18 protein-coding genes are annotated in these 21,628 nt (G+C 68.4%); all 18 read left to right on the plus strand.

The annotated features are described in order from the left end of the window. Window positions 1–9: 9 nt before the first annotated feature. A complete protein-coding gene (gene fliR / locus AC5P6H_RS18645; RefSeq protein WP_014037103.1) occupies window positions 10–801 on the plus strand; it encodes a flagellar biosynthetic protein FliR in 792 nt (263 codons plus the stop codon). A 275-nt stretch (window positions 802–1,076) separates the two neighbouring features. Beyond that, the gene (locus AC5P6H_RS18650; RefSeq protein WP_075076495.1) at window positions 1,077–3,209 is read left to right on the plus strand and encodes a putative bifunctional diguanylate cyclase/phosphodiesterase; all 2,133 of its coding nucleotides are present in this window, start codon (window positions 1,077–1,079) and stop codon (window positions 3,207–3,209) included. Between the two features lie 206 nt (window positions 3,210–3,415). Beyond that, on the plus strand, window positions 3,416–4,546 hold the full coding sequence (flhB, locus tag AC5P6H_RS18655; protein WP_014037101.1) for a flagellar biosynthesis protein FlhB: 1,131 nt from the start codon (window positions 3,416–3,418) through the stop codon (window positions 4,544–4,546). 44 nt (window positions 4,547–4,590) lie between these two features. After that, window positions 4,591–6,651: a flagellar biosynthesis protein FlhA gene (flhA, locus tag AC5P6H_RS18660; RefSeq protein WP_153643679.1), complete on the plus strand. Its 2,061-nt coding sequence runs from the start codon at window positions 4,591–4,593 to the stop codon at window positions 6,649–6,651. Between the two features lie 145 nt (window positions 6,652–6,796). Beyond that, window positions 6,797–8,413, plus strand: a complete 1,617-nt coding sequence (gene flhF, locus AC5P6H_RS18665) for a flagellar biosynthesis GTPase FlhF (protein WP_495202952.1) — start codon at window positions 6,797–6,799, stop codon at window positions 8,411–8,413. Further along, complete coding sequence (locus AC5P6H_RS18670; protein ID WP_005416424.1) at window positions 8,400–9,287, plus strand: MinD/ParA family ATP-binding protein; 888 nt, start codon at window positions 8,400–8,402, stop codon at window positions 9,285–9,287. The genes flhF and AC5P6H_RS18670 overlap by 14 nt, the downstream gene beginning before the upstream one ends. Next, window positions 9,284–10,030 (plus strand): RNA polymerase sigma factor FliA, encoded by a 747-nt coding sequence (locus AC5P6H_RS18675; RefSeq protein ID WP_014647032.1) that lies wholly within the window; start codon window positions 9,284–9,286, stop codon window positions 10,028–10,030. The genes AC5P6H_RS18670 and AC5P6H_RS18675 overlap by 4 nt, the downstream gene beginning before the upstream one ends. A 57-nt stretch (window positions 10,031–10,087) precedes the next feature. After that, complete coding sequence (gene cheY / locus AC5P6H_RS18680; protein WP_005413247.1) at window positions 10,088–10,480, plus strand: chemotaxis response regulator CheY; 393 nt, start codon at window positions 10,088–10,090, stop codon at window positions 10,478–10,480. Then, window positions 10,480–11,085, plus strand: coding sequence for a protein phosphatase CheZ (locus AC5P6H_RS18685; protein ID WP_495202953.1), 606 nt, complete (start codon window positions 10,480–10,482; stop codon window positions 11,083–11,085). Before cheY ends, AC5P6H_RS18685 begins: the two co-directional genes overlap by 1 nt. A 2-nt stretch (window positions 11,086–11,087) precedes the next feature. Further along, on the plus strand, window positions 11,088–12,932 hold the full coding sequence (locus tag AC5P6H_RS18690; RefSeq protein ID WP_053495131.1) for a chemotaxis protein CheA: 1,845 nt from the start codon (window positions 11,088–11,090) through the stop codon (window positions 12,930–12,932). A gap of 90 nt (window positions 12,933–13,022) precedes the next feature. After that, window positions 13,023–13,763: a flagellar motor protein gene (locus tag AC5P6H_RS18695; RefSeq protein ID WP_005409527.1), complete on the plus strand. Its 741-nt coding sequence runs from the start codon at window positions 13,023–13,025 to the stop codon at window positions 13,761–13,763. 1 nt (window position 13,764) lies between these two features. Further along, window positions 13,765–14,781, plus strand: a complete 1,017-nt coding sequence (motD, locus tag AC5P6H_RS18700) for a flagellar motor protein MotD (protein WP_014647029.1) — start codon at window positions 13,765–13,767, stop codon at window positions 14,779–14,781. A 4-nt stretch (window positions 14,782–14,785) separates the two neighbouring features. Next, window positions 14,786–15,568, plus strand: a complete 783-nt coding sequence (locus AC5P6H_RS18705; RefSeq protein WP_014647028.1) for a ParA family protein — start codon at window positions 14,786–14,788, stop codon at window positions 15,566–15,568. Next, entirely contained in the window at window positions 15,565–16,830 is a 1,266-nt protein-coding gene (locus AC5P6H_RS18710; protein ID WP_495202954.1) for a chemotaxis protein CheW, read from the plus strand. Before AC5P6H_RS18705 ends, AC5P6H_RS18710 begins: the two co-directional genes overlap by 4 nt. Window positions 16,831–17,114: 284 nt before the next feature. Further along, window positions 17,115–17,423 carry an STAS domain-containing protein gene (locus AC5P6H_RS18715; protein WP_014647026.1) on the plus strand — a complete coding sequence of 103 codons (309 nt, stop codon included), beginning with the start codon at window positions 17,115–17,117 and terminating at the stop codon, window positions 17,421–17,423. Then, the gene (locus AC5P6H_RS18720) at window positions 17,420–17,785 is read left to right on the plus strand and encodes a response regulator (RefSeq protein ID WP_005409521.1); all 366 of its coding nucleotides are present in this window, start codon (window positions 17,420–17,422) and stop codon (window positions 17,783–17,785) included. The genes AC5P6H_RS18715 and AC5P6H_RS18720 overlap by 4 nt, the downstream gene beginning before the upstream one ends. 45 nt (window positions 17,786–17,830) lie before the next feature. Continuing rightward, window positions 17,831–19,819 carry a chemotaxis protein CheA gene (locus tag AC5P6H_RS18725; protein ID WP_014647024.1) on the plus strand — a complete coding sequence of 663 codons (1,989 nt, stop codon included), beginning with the start codon at window positions 17,831–17,833 and terminating at the stop codon, window positions 19,817–19,819. Between the two features lie 372 nt (window positions 19,820–20,191). Continuing rightward, window positions 20,192–21,628, plus strand: a 1,437-nt coding sequence (locus AC5P6H_RS18730) for an MCP four helix bundle domain-containing protein (RefSeq protein WP_308307060.1), incomplete at its 3' end; no start/stop codon positions are given.

Raw genomic sequence — 21,628 nt, forward strand, 5'->3', positions numbered from 1 at the left:
CGCGCTTCGATGGACGCCGCGACACAGATGGCGGCCGACGGCCTGCAGGCCTTCGGCATGATCGGCACGGTGCTGTGGACCATGCTGCGCATCGGCGCGGTGGCCATGGCCATGCCCATGGTCGGCACGCGTGCGGTGCCGTCGCGGGTGCGCGTGGTACTGGCCGGCACCCTGGCCATTGCACTGGCGCCGCTGCTGCCACCGGTACCGGACTGGACCGGCTTCGACGCGGCTACGGTGCTGACCATCGCGCGCGAACTGGCCATCGGCGTTTCCATCGGTTTCATGCTGCGGCTGGTATTCGAAGCCGGTGCGATGGCCGGCGAACTGATCGCGCAGGGCACCGGCCTGGCCTTCGCGCAGATGAGCGACCCGCTGCGCGGTGGCACTTCGGGTGTGATCGGCCAGTGGTTCTACCTGCTGTTCGGCCTGCTGTTCTTCACCGCCAACGGCCACCTGGCGTTGATTTCGCTGCTGGTCGACAGCTACCGCGCACTGCCGATCGGCGCCCCGCTGCCGGACCCGCACGCCTTCTTCAGCATCGCCCCGACCTTCCTGCTGACCGTGCTGCGCGGCGCGCTGACGCTGGCCATTCCGCTCACCGTGGCGATGCTGGCGGTGAACCTGGCCTTCGGCGTACTGGCGCGTGCCGCCCCTGCGCTGAATCCGATCCAGCTGGGCCTGCCGGTCTCGCTGCTGCTGGGCCTGTTCCTGCTGGCCCTGCTGGCAGGGGAAATGGGGCCGCCGGTACAGCGCCTGTTCGACGCCGCCTTCCAGGCTGCGGACGCGGTCACACACTGACCCGATCATCACGTTCTACTGCTTGCCATGCATTTGTTTCTGTAAAGCCGAGCCCATGCTCGGCTGCCGCTCCTGCCGAAGGCAGCCGAGCATGGGCTCGGCTCTACAGAGGCGCAATTTCACGTATTGCCGCTTGAAGTCCCCCCCGGTCTGCGCGTTAGAGTGAATGCGCGGCAACCGGGGGGATGCCGCACATGGCCGGCGTCGTGCGTCGGCCTGCCTCATGCATGCCCCACCGTGGTTTCCGTCGACAGGCAGGTCCGGGAGACTGACGAATGCTGGTAGGCACGTACAACCCGTGGCTGGTGGCGATCTCGCTGCTGGTCGCCGTGATGGCTTCATACACCGCGCTGGCGATGGCCGGGCGCACGGTGACCGCACCGGGCAGGGGCGCGGCTTGGTGGTGGCGGCTGGGCGGCGGCTTCGCCATGGGCCTGGGCATCTGGTCGATGCATTTCATCGGCATGCTGGCTTTCGACCTGCCCATTCCATTGGGCTACGACCTTCCCATCACCCTGCTCTCGCTTGCGCTTGCCATCGCCTCATCGGTGTTCGCGCTGTGGCTGGTCTCGCTGCGCACCCTGCCCCACCCGCGATTGGCGGTCGGCGCCCTGCTGATGGGCACCGGCATCGCCGGCATGCATTACGTTGGCATGGCTGCAATGCGCATGCAGCCGGGCATCGACTACGACCCGGGTTGGCTGCTGTTCTCGCTGATGGTGGCGGTGGCTGCCTCCTGGACCGCGCTGTACGTGGCGTTCCGGCTGCGCGCCCAGCGCACCCGCATCGGTGATCGACTGGCGGCGGCGGGCCTGCTCGGCCTGGCCATCGTCGGCATGCATTACACCGGCATGGCCGCTGCGCGCTTCCCGGAAGGCAGCGTCTGCGGCGCGGCGGTCGGCGATGGCCTGCAGAACGAGTGGCTGGCGATGCTGGTGGTAGTGCTGACCGTGGCGATCCTGGCCGTGGTGCTGGTGGTCTCATGGCTGGACCAGCGCGTGGAAGCGCAACTGCTGCGGCTGCGCAATTCGATGCTGAGCACCTCGTTGACCGACGCGCAGCAGGAACTGACCCAGGCCGCGCTGCACGATCCTCTCACCCGCCTGCCCAACCGCCTGCTGCTGCAGCGGCGCATCGTGCAGGCACTGGCCGAGGCCGAACAGGGCGGCAACCGCTTCGCGGTGATGTTCATGGACCTGGACGGCTTCAAGCAGGTCAATGATGCCTATGGCCATCAGGCCGGTGATGCGCTGCTGGTGGCGGTGGCCGAACGCACCCGCCAGCTGCTGCGCCCGCACGATATGCTGGCACGGCTGGGCGGCGACGAGTTCGTGCTGGTGGTGCGCATCGAGCACGACGAGGACCTGCCGACCCTGGCCCGGCGCATCCTGCAGGCGGTGGGCAGCGGCCCGTTGCTGCCGGACAACGAACTGCAGGTGACCGCCAGCATCGGCGTGGCGATCTGCCCGGACCACGCCGCCAGCGAGCGCCAGTTGATGGCCTTCGCCGACGCGGCGATGTACCAGGCCAAGGAGTCCGGTCGCAACGCCTTCGTGCTGTTCGCCGACTGGATGAACGACAGTGCCGAGCAGCAGTTCCGGCTGCTGGCCGACCTGCGCCGCGCCATCGGCAGCGAGCAGCTGTTCCTGCACTATCAGCCGAAGATCCGCGTGGCCACGCAGAAGGTGGCCGGCGCCGAAGCGCTGATCCGCTGGCGCCATCCGGAACACGGCCTGATTCCCCCCGACCGCTTCATCCGCCTGGCCGAGCGCAGCGGTGCGATCAACGAGATCGGGCGCTGGGCGCTGGACCAGGCCTGCCAGCAGCTGCGGCGCTGGCACGACACCGGGCATGAAAGCTGGTCGATGTCGGTGAACCTGTCGCCGGTGCAGTTCAGTTCGCCGCACCTGCTGCAGGATGTGCGCGAGGTGATCGAGCGCCATGGCATTGCCCCGCGCCACCTGGTGCTGGAGATCACTGAAAGCACCGTCATGCGCGATACCGATACCAGTCTTCGCCTGCTGCAGGCGCTGTCGGCGCTGGGCGTGGGCATCTCCATCGATGATTTCGGAACCGGCTATTCCAGCCTGCTGTACCTGAAGCGGCTGCCGGCCACCGAGATCAAGATCGACCATGCGTTCGTGCGCGACCTGGAACACAGTGCCGAAGACGTGGTGATCGTCTCGGCGATCGTGGCGCTGGGCCATGCGCTGGACATGGACATCGTCGCCGAGGGCGTGGAGACCGCCGCGCAGCGCGCCTACCTGGAACGCCTGGGCTGCGACTTCCTGCAGGGATACCTGCTGGGCCGCCCGGTGGATGCGGCGCGCTTCATGCAGCTGCACGACCTGCCCCGGCCGCGGGTGGAACTGGCACAGAGCCCGCCGCCGCAATACCCGCCCGGCTGACACCGGGCCACGCGCGCCCGCCATCACAGAACGATTCCTGCGGCACTCTCCTGTAGAGCCGAGCTCATGCCCGGCGGTGCTTCGCGCCTGGCCCCAACCGTAGCCGAGCGTGGGCTCGGCTCTACAGAACGGGCCGTCGGTAGATCCACGCCAGGCGTGGAACGGTTCTTGCACGCACCCCGGCACCCCCTGCCGCAGTGCCCGTGATGTCCGAGAACGAATCCGCCGGCGAAAAGACCGAACAACCAACCGAAAAACGCCTGCGCGACGCCCGTGAACAGGGCAACCTGCCGCGCTCGCGCGAACTTGGCACCGCCGCCGTGTTCGGCGCCGGCGTGCTGGCGGTGATGGCCATGAGCGGCTCGATCGGCCGTGGCGCCACGGCCTGGATGAAGCACGCGCTCAGCCCCGAACAGAGCCTGCGGCAGAACCCGAAGGAACTGTTCGGCCACTTCGGCGACCTGCTGCTGCAGTTCATGCTGGTGATCGCACCGCTGGTGCTGGTCTGCCTGCTGGCCAGCTTCGTCGCCCCGCTGGTGATGGGCGGCCTGCGCTGGTCGCAGAAGGCGTTGCTGCCCGACATCAACCGCATGAACCCGATGAGCGGGCTCAAGCGCCTGTATGGCCCGGAGGCGATTGCCGAATTCACCAAATCGCTGCTGCGCGTGGCCTTCGTCGGCGTCGCCGCCGGGCTGGTGGTCTGGACCGGCTTCGACACCCTGCGCGGGCTGATCCACCACCCGCTGGAAACCGCCATCACCGATGGCCTGGGCTTCACCCTGCGCCTGCTGCTGGCGACCGCCGGCGCGATGCTGGTGCTGGCCGCCATCGATGCGCCGTACCAGCGCTGGAACTGGATGCGCAAGCTGAAGATGACCCGCGAGGAACTGCGCCGGGAAATGAAGGAAAGCGAGGGCAGCCCCGAGGTGAAGGGCCGCATCCGCCAGCTGCAGCAGCAGATGGCCAACCGCCGGATGATGGAGGCGGTGCCCACTGCCGACGTGGTGGTGGTCAACCCCACCCACTACGCGGTGGCCCTGAAGTACGAGGGCGGCGCCATGAACGCCCCCACCGTGGTCGCGCTGGGCGTGGACGAAACCGCCCTGCGCATCCGTGAAGTGGCCGACGGCAACAAGGTGGCGATCGTCTCCGCCCCGCCTTTGGCACGCGCCTTGTATCGGGAAGGCCAACTCGGAAAGGAAATCCCCGTGAGACTGTATTCGGCCGTCGCCCAGGTCCTGTCCTACGTCTACCAGCTGCGCGCCTGGCGCACTGGCCCGATGCCGGACGCCCCGCACATCCAGGTGGATGAATTCGGCAAGGGAGGCCGCCCGTGAGCGCCCAGCCCTCCGCCGGTTTCAACACCCGCCGCGCCCTGGAAATGATCCGCCAGGGCCTTGGCGCGCCGCTGATCGTGCTGGCCCTGCTGGCCATGGTCGTGGTGCCGCTGGCCGCGCCGGTGCTCGATGCGCTGTTCACCTTCAACATCGCCATCTCGCTGATGGTGCTGCTGGCGGTGGTCTACGTGAAGCGCCCGCTGGACTTCACCATCTTCCCGATCGTGCTGCTGATCACCACCATGCTGCGGCTGGCGCTGAACGTGGCCTCCACCCGCGTGATCCTGCTGAACGGCCAGAACGGCCACGATGCCGCGGGCAAGGTCATCGCCGCCTTCGGCGAATTCGTGATCGGCGGCAACTACGCGGTCGGCATCGTGGTGTTCGCGATCCTGACCATCATCAATTTCGTGGTCATTACCAAGGGTGCCGGCCGCGTTTCGGAAGTGACCGCGCGCTTCATCCTGGACGCGATGCCCGGCAAGCAGATGGCGATCGACGCCGACCTCAACGCCGGTTTGCTGACGCGTGAAGAAGCCAAGCTGCGCCGCGAGGAAGTGCGTGAGGAAGCCGACTTCTACGGTGCGATGGACGGCGCCAGCAAGTTCATCCGCGGCGATGCCATTGCCGGCATCCTGATCCTGTTCATCAACATGCTCGGCGGCCTGGCCGTGGGCGTGCTGCAGCATGGCATGCCGTTCGGCGAAGCCGCCGCCACCTACACCCTGCTGTCGATCGGTGACGGCCTGGTAGCGCAGCTGCCGGCCCTGCTGGTCTCCAGCGCCGTGGCCATGCTGGTTACCCGCGCCTCGCGCTCGCAGGACATGGCCCAGGCCATGACCGGCCAGGTGTTCGGCCAGTACCGTGCGCTGGCGATCACCGCCGGCATCATCGGCGTGGTCGGCCTGGTGCCGGGCATGCCCAACGTCGCTTTCCTGACGCTGGCCGCGATCCTCGGCTTCATCGCCTGGAAGCTGTACCGCAAGGGCAAGGCGCCGGCTGCCGATGCGGCAGGCGGTGGCACCGATGCCGCCGCACTCAACGCACTCGGCCGCCCGGCCGCACCGGCACCGACTGCCGAACTGAGCTGGGACGAACTGCGCCCGGTCGATCCGCTGGGCCTGGAGGTCGGCTACCGGCTGATCCCGCTGGTGGACAGCAACCAGGGCGGCGAACTGATGGCGCGCATCAAGGGCGTGCGCCGCAAGCTGACCCAGGATGTCGGCTTCCTGATCCCGTCGGTGCACATCCGCGACAACCTGGAACTGCCGGCCAACGGCTACCGCGTGCTGGTGCACGGCGTGCCGGTGGCCACCGCCGAGATCCACCCCGACCGCGAGCTGGCGCTGGACCCGGGCAGCGCGCTCGGCGCGCTTGAAGGCATCGCCGGCAAGGACCCCGCGTTTGGCCTGGACGCCACCTGGATCCAGCCGCACCAGCGCGCCCAGGCCGAAACGCTGGGCTACACCGTGGTCGATCCGGCCACCGTGGTCGCCACCCATCTGTCGCACCTGATCCGTGAGCACGCGCCGGAACTGCTCGGCCACGAAGAAGTGCAGCACCTGCTGGCCAACCTGGCCAAGAGCGCGCCCAAGCTCGTCGAAGATCTGACGCCGAAGGCGTTGCCGCTGTCGGCGGTGGTGCGCGTGCTGCAGAACCTGCTGGTCGAGCGCATTCCGATCCGCCAGCTGCGCAAGATCGCCGAGGCACTGGTCGAACATGCGCCCAGTAGCCAGGACCCGGCCGTGCTGACCGCCGCTGTTCGCACCGCACTGGGCCGCTTCATCGTGCAGGAGATCGCCGGAATGTCGGCGGAGCTGCCGGTGTTCACCCTCAACCCGCAATTGGAACGTGTCTTGCAGGAGTCCACGCAGGGCAACGGCGCCGCGCTGGAACCCGGACTCGCTGAGCGACTGCACCAGAGCCTGGCCGAATGTGTCAGCAAGCAGGAAGCCCGCAACGAGCCCGCGGTCGTGCTGGTACCTGGCCCGGTGCGCGCCGCGCTGGCCCGCCTGGTCCGCCACAGCGTTCCGTCGCTGTCGGTCCTGGCCTACAGCGAGGTGCCGGAGGACAAGCGCCTGAAGCTGGTCGGAACGATCAGCTGACGCCGCCCTGCGATGCGCCAGAAAACAGACACCACTTTCGAACCAACGCAACAGACAGATACCAAGGGGAACCCGCACCGTGCAGACCACCGACCACCCGAGTTCTCCGACCGCCACCCCGCCGTCTTCGCCCCGTGACCACAGCATGAAAATCAAACGATTCGTCGCCGCCGACATGCGCTCGGCCATGAACCTGGTGCGCAAGGAACATGGTCCTGACGCCGTGATCCTGTCCAACCGCCGGATCGAGGAAGGCATCGAGATCGTCGCCGCCGCCAACTACGACGAGAGCGCCGTGCAGCGTGCACTGGAAGCCTCGCGCCGTGACGTCGCACCGCCGCCGGCACCCAAGCCGCGCACCGCCGCCGACGCGGTGATCGCCGCCGTCACCCGCCGCCGCAGCAGCACCCCGGCGCCGGAACCGGTCGCGGCCACCACCTCGGCAGTGGCCGCCCTCGCCCGCGCCGCCGTCGGTGCCACCGGCCGCACCCTGGACAGCGCCGACGAGATCGTGCCGACCCGGGGCAGCACCGGCTTCGCCGCCACCCTGGCCCGCGCCGCCGTCAACGAACCGGCACCGCCGGAACAGATCTTCGCCCCGTTCGCCGAGGCCATCGTTGCACCGGCCGCCACCGTGCCGGCCAACCGCGCGCGCTTCCAGATCGACCCGCCGCACGAGGCGCATCACGAAAGCGTGGCCCCGGCCGTGCAGCCGCCGCCGCTGCCGACCGCTGCCGTGATCGACGCGCAGCCCGGGATCGCCGCCAGCGAACCGGCAGCGGTCGAAGCCGCTATCGAAGCCAGCCCGGCCCCCATGCTGGCCCCGGCACCGACGCTGACCGTGGTTGCCCAGGACGACGCCGAGATCCGCCAGCTGCGCCAGGAAGTGGCCGGCATGCGCCAGGTGATCGAGCGCGAGATGAACCGCTTCACCGACGAGCGCCTGCGTGGCAGCCCGGTGCGCGCCACCGCGCTGGACCTGATGGACGAGTACGGTTTCGACGCCGGGCTGGCCCGCGACGTGGCCATGCAGATCCCGCTGGAAACCGAAGCCCATCGTGGCCGCGGCCTGATGCTGGGGCTGATCTCGCGCAAGCTGCCGATCGCCCCGGTCGACCCGCTGGAGGAAGGCGGCGTGATCGCGCTGGTCGGCCCGACCGGCGCCGGCAAGACCACCACCATCGCCAAGCTGGCCTCGCGCTTCGCCGAGAAGCAGGCCCCGCGTGACGTCGCCCTGGTCACCACCGACACCACCCGCATCGGCGCCCGTGAACAGCTGTATGGCTACGGCCGCCAGCTCGGCATCGCCGTGCACGAGGCCAACAGCGGCACCGACCTGGACCAGCTGCTGGAACGCTTGAAGGACTACAAGCTGGTGCTGATCGATACCGCCGGCCTGGGCCCGCGCGACCGTGCCCTGGCCGCCCAGCTGCAGTGGCTGCGCGCCGCGCGCCAGGTGCGCACCCTGCTGGTGCTGCCGGCCAACACCAGCTTCGGCGACATGGACGAGGTGGTGCGCCGCTTCGGTGCGGCCAACCTGCAGGGCCTGGTGCTGAGCAAGCTGGACGAGACCGGCCGCTTCGGCAACGCCCTGTCGGTGGCCGTGGACCACGCCCTGCCGATCACCTGGGTGACCGATGGCCAGGACGTCCCGGAGGACCTGCACCGGGCCAGTGCAGCCAATCTTGTACTTCGCCTTGAAGATTTGCGCCGAGCGGCCGATATGCCCTGCAACCCGGAGTTGAACCATGCCGTCGCGTGAGTACGCCAAGCTGACCAAGACCTTCCCGCTGTCGGCCACCCGCAGCGAGCCGCTCGGCCCTGTGCGCACCATCGCGGTGACCGGCGGCAAGGGCGGCGTGGGCAAGACGAATGTGTCCGCCAACCTGGCGGTGGCGCTGGCGGGCATGGGCAAGCGCACGCTGCTGCTGGACGCCGACCTGGGCCTGGCCAACATCGACGTGATCCTGGGCTTGAACCCCACCTTTACGCTGGCCGACCTGGTGGCCGGCCGCTGCTCGCTGGACGACGTCATCGTCGAAGGCCCGAACGGCGTGCTGGTGGTCCCGGCCGCTTCCGGCCGCCGGCACATGGCCGAGCTTGCCCCGGCCGAGCATGTCGGCCTGGTCAACGTGTTCTCCGAACTGGAACGCGAGCTGGACATCATGGTGGTCGATACCGCCGCCGGCATCACCGACGGCGTGCTGACCTTCTGCCAGGCCGCGCAGGACACCGTGGTGGTGGTCTGTGACGAACCGGCCTCGATCACCGACGCCTACGCACTGATCAAGGTGCTGTCGCGCGAGCGCGGCGTGGACCGCATCCAGGTGGTGGCCAACATGGTGCGCGACCCGAACGAGGGCCGCGTGCTGTACGAGAAGCTGACCCGCGTCTGCGAGAAGTTCCTCGCCGATGTCTCGCTGAACTACCTGGGCTGCGTGCCGCAGGATGACTGGCTGCGCCTGTCGGTGCAGCGCCAGCAGCCGGTGGTGAAGGCCTATCCGTCCAGCCCGTCGGCGCTGGCGATCACCGAGATCGCACGCCGCACCGCGCGCTGGCAGGCACCGACCGAACCGCGCGGTGGCGTCGAGTTCTTCCTCGAACGCATCCTCAAGCAGCGTGGGGTGGCCGCATGAAAGGCGCAGCCCACCAGTACAGGGAAGTCCAGCGCTCGGCGGCCAACGAGGTCATCGCCCAGCATTCGGACCTGGTGCGACGCATCGCCCACCACCTGGCCGCGCGCCTGCCGGCCAGCGTCGAAGTCGATGATCTGATCCAGGCCGGCATGATGGGCCTGATCGAAGCCTCGCGCAGCTACGACGCCGACCAGGGCGCCTCGTTCGAGACCTATGCCTCGATCCGCATCCGCGGCTCGATGATCGACGAGATCCGCCGTGGCGACTGGGTGCCGCGCTCGGTGCACCGCCGTGCACGCGACGCCGCCGCCACCATCCGCCGCCTGGAACAGAGCACGGGCCGTGCCGCCAGCGCCACCGAAGTGGCCGCCGCGATGGAGATGCCGCTGCCGGAATACCTGCGCCTGATGGAAGACGCCGCACGTGGCCAGGTGCTGAGCCTGGAGTCGCGCATCGAAGACCAGGGCGAACTGGATACCGTCGCCCAGGGCGGCCCGACTCCACAACAGGTGCTGGAGCGCGGCGAGTTCGGTCGCGAGCTGGGCAAGGCCATCGGCCACCTGCCCGAGCGCGAACAGCTGGTGCTCTCGCTGTACTACGAGCAGGAGCTGAACCTGAAGGAGATCGGCGCGGTGCTCGGCGTGAGCGAGTCGCGGGTCTGCCAGATCCATGGCCAGGCCGTGCTGCGCCTGCGCGGCCGCCTGAAGATTTTCGAGGCCGTCGACGCCGGCCTGGAAGAATGAACATCCCCGAGGCGACTGCCCCCGGCCGCCCGGAATGAACAACAAAGGAACTCTGCTTTGAACAAGAACATGCGCATCCTCATCGTCGACGACTTCTCGACCATGCGTCGAATCGTCAAGAACCTGCTGGGCGATCTGGGCTTCACCAACACCGCCGAAGCCGAGGACGGGCATGCCGCGCTGTCGCTGCTGCAGAGCCAGCCCTTCGATTTCGTCGTCACCGACTGGAACATGCCGGTGATGACCGGCATCGAACTGCTCAAGGCGATCCGTGCCGACGCCAAGCTGAAGACCCTGCCCGTGCTGATGGTCACCGCCGAAGCCAAGCGCGAGCAGATCATCGAAGCGGCCCAGAACGGCGTGAACGGCTACATCATCAAGCCGTTCACCGCGCAGACGCTGGAAGAGAAGCTGGGCAAGATCTTCGAACGCCTGGCGGCCAGCGCCTGATGGATACCACGGTCGACAAGAACGCCCTCGCCCTGCGCCTGCAGGAAGCCCTGGATGCCCTGGAGTCCGGTGACGAAGCCGCCTGGCGGCAACGCATCGACGGACTGGTCGCGCTGCGCACGCAGCCGATGATGAGTGGCCTCTCGCGGCTGGCCCGCGAGCTGGGGCAGGCCCTGGGCGAACTGCCGACCGTGCCCAGCGAGGCCGGCGAACTGGACGATGCGTGCGCACGTCTGGACCACGTGGTGGCGATGACCGAACACGCTACCCACCGCACCCTGGACCTGGCCGAGGAATGCCGCAGCCTGACCGAGCAGCTGCGCGCCGAAGGCCTGCAGCCAGGCCAGGACGTGCAGCTGGAGCGCATCCGCCACAACCTGACCGAGATCGCCCTGACCCAGAGCTACCAGGACCTGACCGGGCAGATCATCCGTCGCGTGGTCGGCATCGTCCGCCGCGTGCATGAAGGCTTCGGCGCGCTCGGCCTGCCGCCGGAACAGCATCGCACCGACCCGGAACTGGCCGGGCCGGCACTGAAGGGACTGGACCGCCACGCGGTCTCGCAGAACGACGCCGACGACCTGTTGTCGGATCTGGGGCTGTAAGCATGAGCGCGGTATCCGACGACATCACTGCCGATTTCATCATCGAGGCACAGGAAATCCTGGATCGCCTCGGCGAACAGCTGGTGTCGCTGGAGCAGGCACCGCAGGACACCGAACAGCTCAACGCGGTGTTCCGGGGCTACCACACGCTCAAGGGCGGCGCGGGTTTCCTCGGTGTCACCGCCATGGTCGAGCTGTGCCACGCCGCTGAAGAGGCGCTGGGCGCTGCACGTGCCGGCCAGGCCGTGCTGCAGGCCCATCACTTCGACGCCGCCCAGCAATCGCTGGACTACCTGCAGTCGATGCTCGATGCCGTGTCTTCCGGCACCGAGCCGGGCTATGCACCGCCGGACCTGATCGCCCAGTTCGACGTGCATGGCGGTGCAGCAGCGCCTGCCGCCGCTGCCGCCGCACCGGCGGCCGGTGCCGGCGACCTGATCACCGACGACGAGTTCGAGGCGCTGCTCGACCAGCTGCACGGTGGCAACGCACCGACTGCGGTGGCGCCGGCAAAGAAGGCCGACGACGGCCTGATCAGCGAAGATGAGTTCGAAGCCCTGCTCGACCAGCTGCACGGTGGCGCCGCACCCGGCGCCAGGCCCGCGGCTGCGGTGGCGCCGGCACCGATCGCCGCCCCGCGCCCGGCCACCGCACCGGCACCGGTGGCCAAGCCGGCCGCCAAGCCGCTGGCCGAAGCCGAACACACCGTGCGCGTGGACACCAAGCGCCTGGATGCGATCGTCAACCTGATCGGCGAACTGGTGCTGTCGCGCAACCGGCTCAAGACCCTGCGTGCGCGCCTGCGCGACGAGGAGCTGGACCGCGCCGTGTCCACCCTGGACATCGCCACCGCGCGCCTGCAGTCGGCGGTGATGCGCACCCGCATGCAGCCGGTGGGCAAGGTATTCTCGCGCTTCCCCAAGGTCGCCCGCGACGTCGCCCGCTCGCTGAAGAAGGAAGTGGACCTGGAGCTGATCGGCGCCGAGACCGAGCTCGACCGCAACCTGGTCGAAGCGCTGGCCGACCCGCTGGTGCACCTGGTCCGCAACGCCATCGACCATGGCGTGGAAATGCCCGACCTGCGCGAAGCGCAGGGCAAGCCGCGGATGGGCCATGTGCGGTTGTCGGCGCAGCAGGAAGGTGACTACGTCAGCATCGAGGTGCAGGACGATGGCGCCGGCATCGATCCGGAAAAGCTGCGCGCGAAGGCACGCGAGAAGGGCCTGATCGATCCGGAAGCCGCCGCCCGCCTGAGCAGCGAGGAGTGCCTGCACCTGGTGTTCCTGCCCGGCTTCTCGACCAAGCAGCAAGTCACGGATATTTCAGGACGCGGCGTCGGCATGGACGTGGTGCAGTCGCGCATCCGCGAACTCAGCGGGCAGATCCAGATCCAGTCGGAGCTGGGCCGCGGCAGCCGCTTCCTGATCCGCGTGCCGCTGACCCTGGCGATCCTGCCGACCCTGTTGGTGCAGGCCGGCGAGGACGTCTATGCGCTGCCGCTGGCGCGCGTGATGGAGGTACTGCACGCGCCGCGCACCTCGCTGGGCTGGTTCGATGGCCGTGCCGTGCTCGACCGCCGTTCGCACACGCTGCCGCTGGTCGATCTGCGGCAGTGGCTGGATGTGACGCCGGCCGCATCGACCCTGCTGACCATCGTGGTGCTGCAGGCCGGCGAAGCGCGCTTCGGCCTGGTCGTGGACCAGGTCCGTGGGCGCGAGGAAGTGGTCATCAAGCCACTGCCGAAGGCCCTGCGCGGCCTGCGCGGTTACGCCGGTGCAACCTTGATCGGCGATGGTCGCATGGCGCTGATCCTGGATGTGGATGGCCTGCGCAGCCCGCACGACTGACCCGCTTGCTGAACCCGTAAAACCGTGAAGTCGCACCAGTAGCCCGTACCGGTGTCTCAAGTCCCATTCATACAAGCCGATACCGGATCCATGGATAGACTCAGCCTCATTGGACTCTTTCTCGCCCTGGCCTCGCTGGTCGGTGGCAGCATCCTCAAGGGCGCCGGCCTGGCGTCGTTGTGGTCGCCTGCGGCGTTCGTGATCGTCATCGTCGGCACCGTTGCCGCGATCCTGCTGCACACCTCGCCGGCGGTGTTCAAGCATGCGTTCAAGATCGTGCGCTGGGTCGTGCGCCCGCCGCACAGCGATCGCCGCGAACTGATCCAGCAGATCGTCGAGTGGAGCAACATCGCCCGCCGCCAGGGCCTGCTCGGCCTGGAATCGCAGGTGGAAGCGCAGCAGGACCCGTTCCTGCGCAAGGGCCTGCAGCTGCTGGTGGACGGTGTCGAGCCCGAATCGATGCGGCACATGCTGGAAATCGAACTGGGCAGCCAGGAACACCAGGACCAGGCCGGCGCCAAGGTGTTCGAAGCGATGGGCATCTACGCACCGACGCTCGGCATCATCGGCGCCGTGCTGGGCCTGATCGCGGTGATGAAGAACCTGGCCGACCCGAGCAAGCTCGGCCACGGCATCGCTGCGGCGTTCACCGCCACGATCTACGGCATCGCCTCGGCCAACCTGCTGTTCCTGCCGATCGCCGCCAAGCTCAAGAGCGTGATCTCGCACAACACGCGCGACCGCGAAATGGTCATCGAAGGCCTGATCTCGATCGCCCAGGGCGAGAACCCGCGCAACATCGAAACCAACCTCTCCGGCTTCCTGCACTGACATGGCCCGCCGCAAGCACCACGAAGAGCACGCCAACCACGAAGCATGGGCGATCCCCTATGCCGACCTGATGACGCTGCTGCTCGCCTTCTTCGTGGTCATGTACGCGATCTCGTCGGTGAACGAGGGCAAGTACCGGATCATGGCCGACGCGCTCACCGATGCCTTCGGTGGCGCGCCGCGCACGATCAATCCGGTGCAGGTGGGCAACAAGCAGGTGCAGGGTGGCGGCTGGGACAGCCCGTCGGTGATCAAGTCCGGCACCAAGATCGGACCGTCCGCGCCGGCGCCCTCGCACGACCCGACGCTGCTGCCGTCGATGGCCTCGCAGATGCGCATGCCGGTGTCGGTGCACAACCAGGAGCAGATCGCCCGTGCCGAGCGCCAGCTCAACACGATTGCCGACCGCCTCACCGCCGCCCTGGCGCCGCTGATCGACCGCGGCATGATCAGCGTGCGCCGCACGGAACTGTGGATCGAGGTCGAGATCAACAGCGACATCCTGTTCCCCACCGGCTCGGCCGCACTGGACGTACATGCGCGGCAGACCCTGGCCAGCCTGGCCGAGGTGCTGCGCGACGTGCCCAACAGCGTGCGCGTGGAAGGCCACACCGACAACGTGCCGATCGCCACCGCCACCTTCCCTTCGAACTGGGAGCTGTCGGCCGGACGCGCCGCCAGCGTGGTGCATCTGTTCGCCGACCAGGGCGTGCAGCCGTCGCGGCTGGCGATGGTCGGCTATGGCCAGTTCCGCCCGCGCGAAGAGAACGACAGCGCACAGGGCCGCAACCGCAACCGCCGGGTGATGGTCATCATCCTGGCCGACACCTCGCATTCGGTGGACCCGCTCGGCCAGCGCCTGAACGCAGCCACCGGCGCCACCGGCAGCACCGTCACCGAACAGGCCGCCGCAACGCCGGCCAGCGCCCCCACCTCCCCCATCGCACCGGTGACGTTGCCACCGGTGCCGGCTGGCAGCCGCGTCGGCGCCGCCGTTCCCCCGGCAATGAAGGAGTAATCCGATGCGCATCTGGGCAGTCGCCAACCAGAAGGGCGGAGTCGGCAAGACCACCACCACCCTCGCCCTCGGCCGCGGCCTGGCCGCGCTCGGCCATCGCGTGCTGCTGATCGACCTCGATCCGCATGCTTCGCTCAGCCGCGCCTTCGGCGTGCCGGTGGACCCGCCGCCGGCCGGCGTGCTGGAGCTGTTCGGCGCACCGCCAGCGGACCTGTCCGGCCTGTGCCATGCCAGCAACATCCAGGGCCTGGACTACGTCTGCGCGCAGTCCGCGCTGGCCACGCTGGAACGCCGTAGCGCCAACCAACCCGGCCTCGGCCTGGCCCTGCAGAACGCGCTGGCGCGCCACCAGGGCCAGCACGACTACATCCTGCTGGACTGCGCACCGACGCTCGGCCTGCTGATGATCAACGCACTGGCTGCAGCGGACCGTCTCATCATTCCGACCCAGGCCGAGCCGCTGGCGCTGCACGGCCTGGATGGCATGGTCCGCACCGGCGAGATGGTCGAGCGTTCGCGCCGGCGGCCGCTGCCGATCTCGATCCTGCCAACCCTGTTCGACCGCCGCACCCGCGCCGGCAACGAGTCGCTGCGCACCATGCAGGACCGCCATGGCAGCCGCGTCTGGGAAGATGCGATTCCGATCGACACCCGCATCAGCAACGCCGCCGGGCTGACCCTGCCGAGCGTCGGCGAAGACTACCCGGGGCGCGGCCTGGCCGCCTACCGGCGCGCCTTGAACTGGATTCTCGGCGAGGATGCCCGTGCCCTGGAGCAGGCCGCATGAACAGCACTGGCATCCTCGACGACTACCTGGACGAACTGCTGGGCGAGGCGATCGCCCCGGCCGCCGCTCCCCACCCCGCGCCGATCAGCACCGCCCCGGCCACGGCCACCGAAGCCGCCGCCGAACGCGAACCCACCTGGGATGACCTGCCGGCCGAGGTGATCTACGAAACCGAAACCGAGAGCGTTGCCGCTGCCCCTGCCGTGGACAATGCCGCACTGGAAGCCGCTTTCGATGCTGCGTCCGCGCCCGTCAGCGTGATCGATGCCGAACGCGAGCCCACCTGGGACGATCTGCCTGCTGAAGTGGTCTACGAAACGGATGCCGTCGTCGCGGCCCTGGCCGAGGATGAGGCTGCACTGGAGGCCGCCTTCGAGGCCGCCGCCGCGCCGGCCAGCGCCGGGCCCACCGAACGCGAGCCGACCTGGGATGACCTGCCCGACGAGGTCATCCACGAAACCGCGCCGGCACCCGCTGCGGCCGCTGCGAACACCGGCCCGGAACCCACCTGGGACGATCTGCCGGACGAAGTGATCTACGAGACCGACCCGGCGGACAGCCATCGTCTCGCCCACACCGACAGCCCCGGCCTGCAGGCCGCCTTCGAGGCAGCCGCTGGTGGCGAAGACGTGCCTGCGCCGCCGCCCGCCGTGGTCGCAGCGCCGGTGGCCCCCCCGGCGGCACGCCCTGCACCGGCCCCGGCCGCACGCGCCGCCACGCCGCCGCCGCGCGTCGCCGTCGATGCACCCGCAGGCAACCGCCCCGGCACCTGGCAGGAGCTGCAGGCGCAGGCCCACCAACCGGCCCGCAGCCCGCATCCGCAGAACCGTCGCGCCGGTGAACGCACCTCGCGCTGGCTGCGCCTGCGCTGCGGCACCCAGGCCTATGCGCTGGAACTGCTGAAGGTCCAGGAGGTCGTGCTGCCGGTGCCGCTGCTGCCGTTGCGCGGCACCGCTGCCGCCATGCTGGGCATCATGAACCTGCGCGGCCAGGTGGTTCCGGTGATGGATCTGGGCCTGCACCTGGGCGCGGCTGCCGCCGAGGACGACGCCCAGACCCGCATCGTGGTGCTGGAAGAAGACGGCGAGACCATCGGCCTGCGCGTGTCGGCAGTGGAAGATGTCGCCAACCTCACCGATTCACAGATCGAACCTCCCGATACCGCACGCATCTGCCAGATTTCCAACGACCTGTTCCGCGGCGTGGCCCGCGTCAGCCAGCGCCCGATGATCCTGCTCGACGCCACACGGCTGTTGAGCTGACCCCCAAAAAGGGGACGGAGGGGATTAAGTCGCAAGTGGCTCGGCGCTTGGCGCCGAAGCGGTGCCTGTCGGGGACGCAAGGGGTTGATCCGTTGGATCAACACCTTGCGTCCCCACTGCGCGGTCGACGTTGCCGAGGGGCTGCGGCAGATCCAGGTCGCTTGCGACTTAATCCCCTCCGTCCCCTTTTCAACAGCGACCACATCGACGCACCGCGTCGATTCTTCTAAAGAACCCCACCGGGATGCCGTTATGGATCACGGAACCGTTTGTCCGGAGCAACGATGAGCACTGTCGAACTGGGTGGGGATCTCGGCATCGAGAGCACTACCGAGCTCAAGAACCGCCTTGCCCCCCTGGTGGAGCAGGCAGGCGAGCTGACCCTGGATGCCAGTCAGGTCGCCCGCATCCACACGGCCGCCGTGCAGGTGCTGTGTGCGTTCGTGCAGGCCCGCCGCGAGGCAGGCCTGGGCACCGGCTTCCACGGTTGCACTGCAACCTTCCGTGACGCCGCGCGCCTGCTGGGCGTCACCCAGGCCCTCGGCCTGGACGTAACCCATGACAACCTGAAATCTGTGGAGAACGCTGCATGAGCGCACGTATCTTGGTGGTGGACGATTCGGCGTCGATGCGCCAGATGGTGTCCTTCGCCCTCACCTCGGCCGGTTTTGCCGTCGAAGAAGCTGAAGACGGCGCGGTCGCGCTCGGTCGCGCCAAGGGCCAGCGCTTCAATGCGGTGGTTACCGACGTCAACATGCCGAACATGGATGGCATCGCGCTGATCCGCGAACTGCGCCAGCTGCCGGACTACAAGTTCACCCCGCTGCTGATGCTGACCACCGAATCTGCCGCCGACAAGAAGTCCGAAGGCAAGGCCGCTGGCGCTACGGGTTGGCTGGTCAAGCCGTTCAATCCCGAACAGCTGGTCGCCACCGTGCAGAAAGTGCTGGGCTGATCGCCCGGCACCGCTCCCCCTCTTCGCTTTCGGACCACCACTGCCATGAGCATGGACCTGCAACGCTTCCACGCCACCTTCTTCGAGGAGAGCCGCGAAGGCCTCGACGCGATGGAGGCTGGCCTGCTGGCCCTGGAATCGGGGCAGCAGGACGCGGAGATCATCAATTCGGTGTTCCGCGCTGCCCATTCGATCAAGGGCGGCGCCGGCACCTTCGGCTTCGACGCGATCGCCGGCCTGACCCACGTGCTGGAAACGCTGCTCGATGAGCTGCGCGCCGGCAAGCGGGCACTGGAAGGCCACGCCGTCGACGCCATGCTGTCTTCGGTGGACGTGCTGCGCGCCCTGCTGCGCGAAGCCGAACATGGCCAGGCTGCCGATCCGGCTGCCGTCGCTGCGGTGAAGGCACGCCTGGAGGCGGTTCTGTCCGGCCAGGCCGCAGCGAGCGCCCCGGCGGCCGCCGCAGCCAAGGTGGACGATACGCCGGAAGCCTGGCAGATCGGCTTCACCCCGGCGCCGTCGCTGTTCATGAGCGGCAACGACCCGCTGCGCATCATCCGCGAACTGGAACACCTCGGTTCGCTGCAGGTCGCCGCGCGCATGGACCGCCTGCCGGGCTTCGCGCAGCTCGATCCGCTCGAAGCCCACCTGGCGTGGGACCTGGGTCTGGTCGGCAAGGTGCCGCGCAGCAAGATCGAAGACACCTTCGCGTGGGTACTGGACGACTGCGAGCTGGACATCCGTCCGGCCGCACCGCCGAGCCTGGCCACCCAGGCGCCGGCCGCGGCTGCTCCCGCTCCGGCGGCAGCGTCGCCGTCGGCACCCGCCGCGCCTGCCGCCAGCGGTGGCGCCAGCCAGGAAGCGGAAACCTCCATCCGCGTCAGCGTCGACAAGGTCGACGCGCTGATCAACCTGGTCGGCGAACTGGTCATCACCCAGGCCATGCTCAAGCAGGTCTCGCATGCGCTGGACCCGGTTCACGCCGAGAGCCTGTTCGCTGGCCTGGACCAGCTTGAACGCAACACCCGCGACCTGCAGGAAGCGGTGATCGGCGTGCGCATGCTGCCGGTCGATGCGGTGTTCCGTCGCTTCCCGCGCCTGGTCCGCGACCTGTCCAGCCGCCTCGGCAAGCAGGTGCGGCTGCGCACCGTCGGCGAAGGTACCGAGCTGGACAAGGGCTTGATCGAGAAGATCGCCGATCCGCTGGTGCACCTGGTGCGCAACTCGATCGACCACGGCCTGGAAATGCCCGACGTGCGCCGCGGTGCAGGCAAGGACGAAACCGGCACGATCACCCTGGCGGCCTCGCACCAGGGCGGCCACATTGTCATCGAAGTCAGCGACGACGGTCGCGGCCTGGACCGCGCCAAGATCCTGGCCAAGGCCACCGAGCGCGGCCTGGCGGTGCCGGACAACCCGACCGATTCGCAGGTCTGGGACCTGATCTTCCAGCCCGGCTTCTCCACGGCCGATGCGGTCACTGACCTGTCCGGTCGTGGCGTCGGCATGGACGTGGTCCGCCGCAACATCCAGGCGTTGGGGGGCGAGGTGCAGATTGAAAGCAGCCTCGGCGCTGGCACCCGCACGCTGATCCGCCTGCCGCTCACCCTGGCCATCCTCGATGGCATGACCGTGGCGGTAGCCGGTGAGACCCTGATCCTGCCGTTGGCCTATGTGCTTGAGGCGTTGCAGCCGCAAGCCGAGGACATCCGCAGCATGGCCGGCGAAGGCCGCGTGCTGCGCGTGCGCGGTGAATACCTGCCGATCTTGTCGCTGAGCGAGTACTACGGCTACGGCAACCGTGCACCCGGCAGCGAATCGCTGGTGGTGGTGGTCGAAGGCGATGGCCAGAAGATCGCCCTGGAAGTGGACGAACTGGTCGGCCAGCAGCAGGTGGTGGTGAAGAACATCGAGAACAACTACCGCCGCATCGGCGGGGTGTCCGGTGCGACCATTCTCGGCGACGGCCGCGTCGCATTGATCGTCGACATCGGCGGGCTGGTGCGTTCACTGCGGATGCCGCAGGCCGCCTGATCCACACTGCATGCGTGTACTGGACCGCCGCCCTTCGGGGCGGCGGTTTTTGTTTGCGCGCTCCATTCCGGCCGGGGCCGGATGCCCTTTCGGGGAAAAGGGATCTGACCCCATCCGTTCTGTGAACTCCGTCGACGCGAAGGTTTCGCGCGCAACTACGCCATGCAAGCGAAAGCCCCGCCGCTGCGCCACTTCCGCGCCGTCATCCCTACGCCACCGAATGTGACATGCGTCCATAAAGTCCATCCGGACTGCGCCGCTATTTCGCTTTGACGGCCGTCACCGAACCCCACCGGGCACCACCGTTCGCTCTGCAACCACCCCCAAACCGGCGCACAGACGCCGGCACTCTGCCCACCTGGAGCACCCTGCATGAAGTGGTTCCAAGATCTGCCCATCGCCCGCAAGCTGGCCGTGGGGTTCACCCTTACCACCCTGATGACCCTGGTCCTCGGCGCGTTCGCCCTGCTGCGACTGAGCGAAGCCAACGCGCAGCTGCGCGAGATGGCCGGCAACGATATCCCCTCGGTCCAGCACCTGGGCGAGGCGCGCTCGCAGCTCGGTGAGTTCCGCACCTACGAACTGGCCCAGCTGAGCATGCTCGACCAGCCGGAGAAGGTCGCCGACTACAACAAGCGCATGGACGACACCGCCAAGGCCGTACATGACGAACTGGCGGCGTACGCGGCGCTGCCGGCGCTGGACAAGGAGCGCGAACTGTATCGCGCCGCCAGCACCCAGCTGGATCGCTACTTCGCCGCCAACAAGGCGATGCGCGACGCCGTGGCCGCCGGTGATGGCGCGCAGGCCCAGCAGATCTCCGATGAGCAGTCACGCCCGGCGCGCCGCGACCTGTTCGCTGCGATGAAGGCACTGGGCACCCACATCGCCGGGCAGATGGACGGCAAGATCGCCGACGCCAACGCCACCCATCGCACCAGCATGATCGCCATCATCGGCTGCATCGTGCTGCTGTCGCTGGTGGCCGCCGCGCTGGCCATCGTCATCTCGCGTGCAGTGACCGGCCCGCTGGGCAAGGCCGTGCATGCCATCCAGGCGGTTGCCCGCGGCGACCTCAGCGTCAGCACCCAGGCCACCAGCAAGGACGAAGCCGGCAGGATGCTGGCCGCCACGACCGAGATGACCGCAATGCTCCGCCGCTTCAGCGAGCAGACCCAGCTGATGGCACAGATGCACGCGGGACCGGACATCAGCCATCGCATTCCGGAAGATTTCCCGGGTGTCTATGGCCAGCTGGCCGGCGGCATCAATACGGTGATCTTCGAGCACCTGGATGCGATCCGCGATGCCATCGACGTGCTCAACCAGTACGCCATCGGCAATCTCACCCCGGATGCACGCCGCCTGCCCGGCAGCCGCGCGATCCTGCACGAATCGATGGACGCGGCCAAGGCCAGCCTGCTGGCGATCAATTCGCAGATCCAGCAGCTGGCCGCGGCGGCCGCTGCCGGTGACTTCAGCCAGCGCGGCGACGCACAACGTTTCCAGCATGACTTCAAGCTGATGATCGAGCATCTCAACACCATGATGCAGGTGGCCGACGGCAACCTCGGCCAGCTCTCGCAGCTGCTGCAGTCGATCGCCGCCGGCGACCTGACCGCGCGCATGGAAGGCCAGTTCAATGGCGTGTTCGCGCGCATGCGGGATGATGCCAACACCACCGTTGCACAGCTGACCCAGATCGTCGGCCAGATCCAGGCCAGCGCGTCCAGCATCACCCTGGCCGCCGGCGAGATCGCCTCCGGCAACAGCGACCTGTCGCGCCGCACCGAGCAGCAGGCCGCCAAC

It is taken from the genome of Stenotrophomonas sp. YJH_SMC_110 (genome assembly GCF_059369255.1).

What these genes read in the sequence shown, in the direction of transcription:
- fliR (WP_014037103.1), top strand. Translation starts at nt 10, where the DNA reads ATGGACGCCGCGACACAGATGGCGGCCGACGGCCTGCAGGCCTTCGGC.
- AC5P6H_RS18650 (WP_075076495.1), top strand. Translation starts at nt 1,077, where the DNA reads ATGCTGGTAGGCACGTACAACCCGTGGCTGGTGGCGATCTCGCTGCTG.
- flhB (WP_014037101.1), top strand. Translation starts at nt 3,416, where the DNA reads ATGTCCGAGAACGAATCCGCCGGCGAAAAGACCGAACAACCAACCGAA.
- flhA (WP_153643679.1), top strand. Translation starts at nt 4,591, where the DNA reads ATGATCCGCCAGGGCCTTGGCGCGCCGCTGATCGTGCTGGCCCTGCTG.
- flhF (WP_495202952.1), top strand. Translation starts at nt 6,797, where the DNA reads ATGAAAATCAAACGATTCGTCGCCGCCGACATGCGCTCGGCCATGAAC.
- AC5P6H_RS18670 (WP_005416424.1), top strand. Translation starts at nt 8,400, where the DNA reads ATGCCGTCGCGTGAGTACGCCAAGCTGACCAAGACCTTCCCGCTGTCG.
- AC5P6H_RS18675 (WP_014647032.1), top strand. Translation starts at nt 9,284, where the DNA reads ATGAAAGGCGCAGCCCACCAGTACAGGGAAGTCCAGCGCTCGGCGGCC.
- AC5P6H_RS18685 (WP_495202953.1), top strand. Translation starts at nt 10,480, where the DNA reads ATGGATACCACGGTCGACAAGAACGCCCTCGCCCTGCGCCTGCAGGAA.
- AC5P6H_RS18690 (WP_053495131.1), top strand. Translation starts at nt 11,088, where the DNA reads ATGAGCGCGGTATCCGACGACATCACTGCCGATTTCATCATCGAGGCA.
- AC5P6H_RS18695 (WP_005409527.1), top strand. Translation starts at nt 13,023, where the DNA reads ATGGATAGACTCAGCCTCATTGGACTCTTTCTCGCCCTGGCCTCGCTG.
- motD (WP_014647029.1), top strand. Translation starts at nt 13,765, where the DNA reads ATGGCCCGCCGCAAGCACCACGAAGAGCACGCCAACCACGAAGCATGG.
- AC5P6H_RS18705 (WP_014647028.1), top strand. Translation starts at nt 14,786, where the DNA reads ATGCGCATCTGGGCAGTCGCCAACCAGAAGGGCGGAGTCGGCAAGACC.
- AC5P6H_RS18710 (WP_495202954.1), top strand. Translation starts at nt 15,565, where the DNA reads ATGAACAGCACTGGCATCCTCGACGACTACCTGGACGAACTGCTGGGC.
- AC5P6H_RS18715 (WP_014647026.1), top strand. Translation starts at nt 17,115, where the DNA reads ATGAGCACTGTCGAACTGGGTGGGGATCTCGGCATCGAGAGCACTACC.
- AC5P6H_RS18720 (WP_005409521.1), top strand. Translation starts at nt 17,420, where the DNA reads ATGAGCGCACGTATCTTGGTGGTGGACGATTCGGCGTCGATGCGCCAG.
- AC5P6H_RS18725 (WP_014647024.1), top strand. Translation starts at nt 17,831, where the DNA reads ATGAGCATGGACCTGCAACGCTTCCACGCCACCTTCTTCGAGGAGAGC.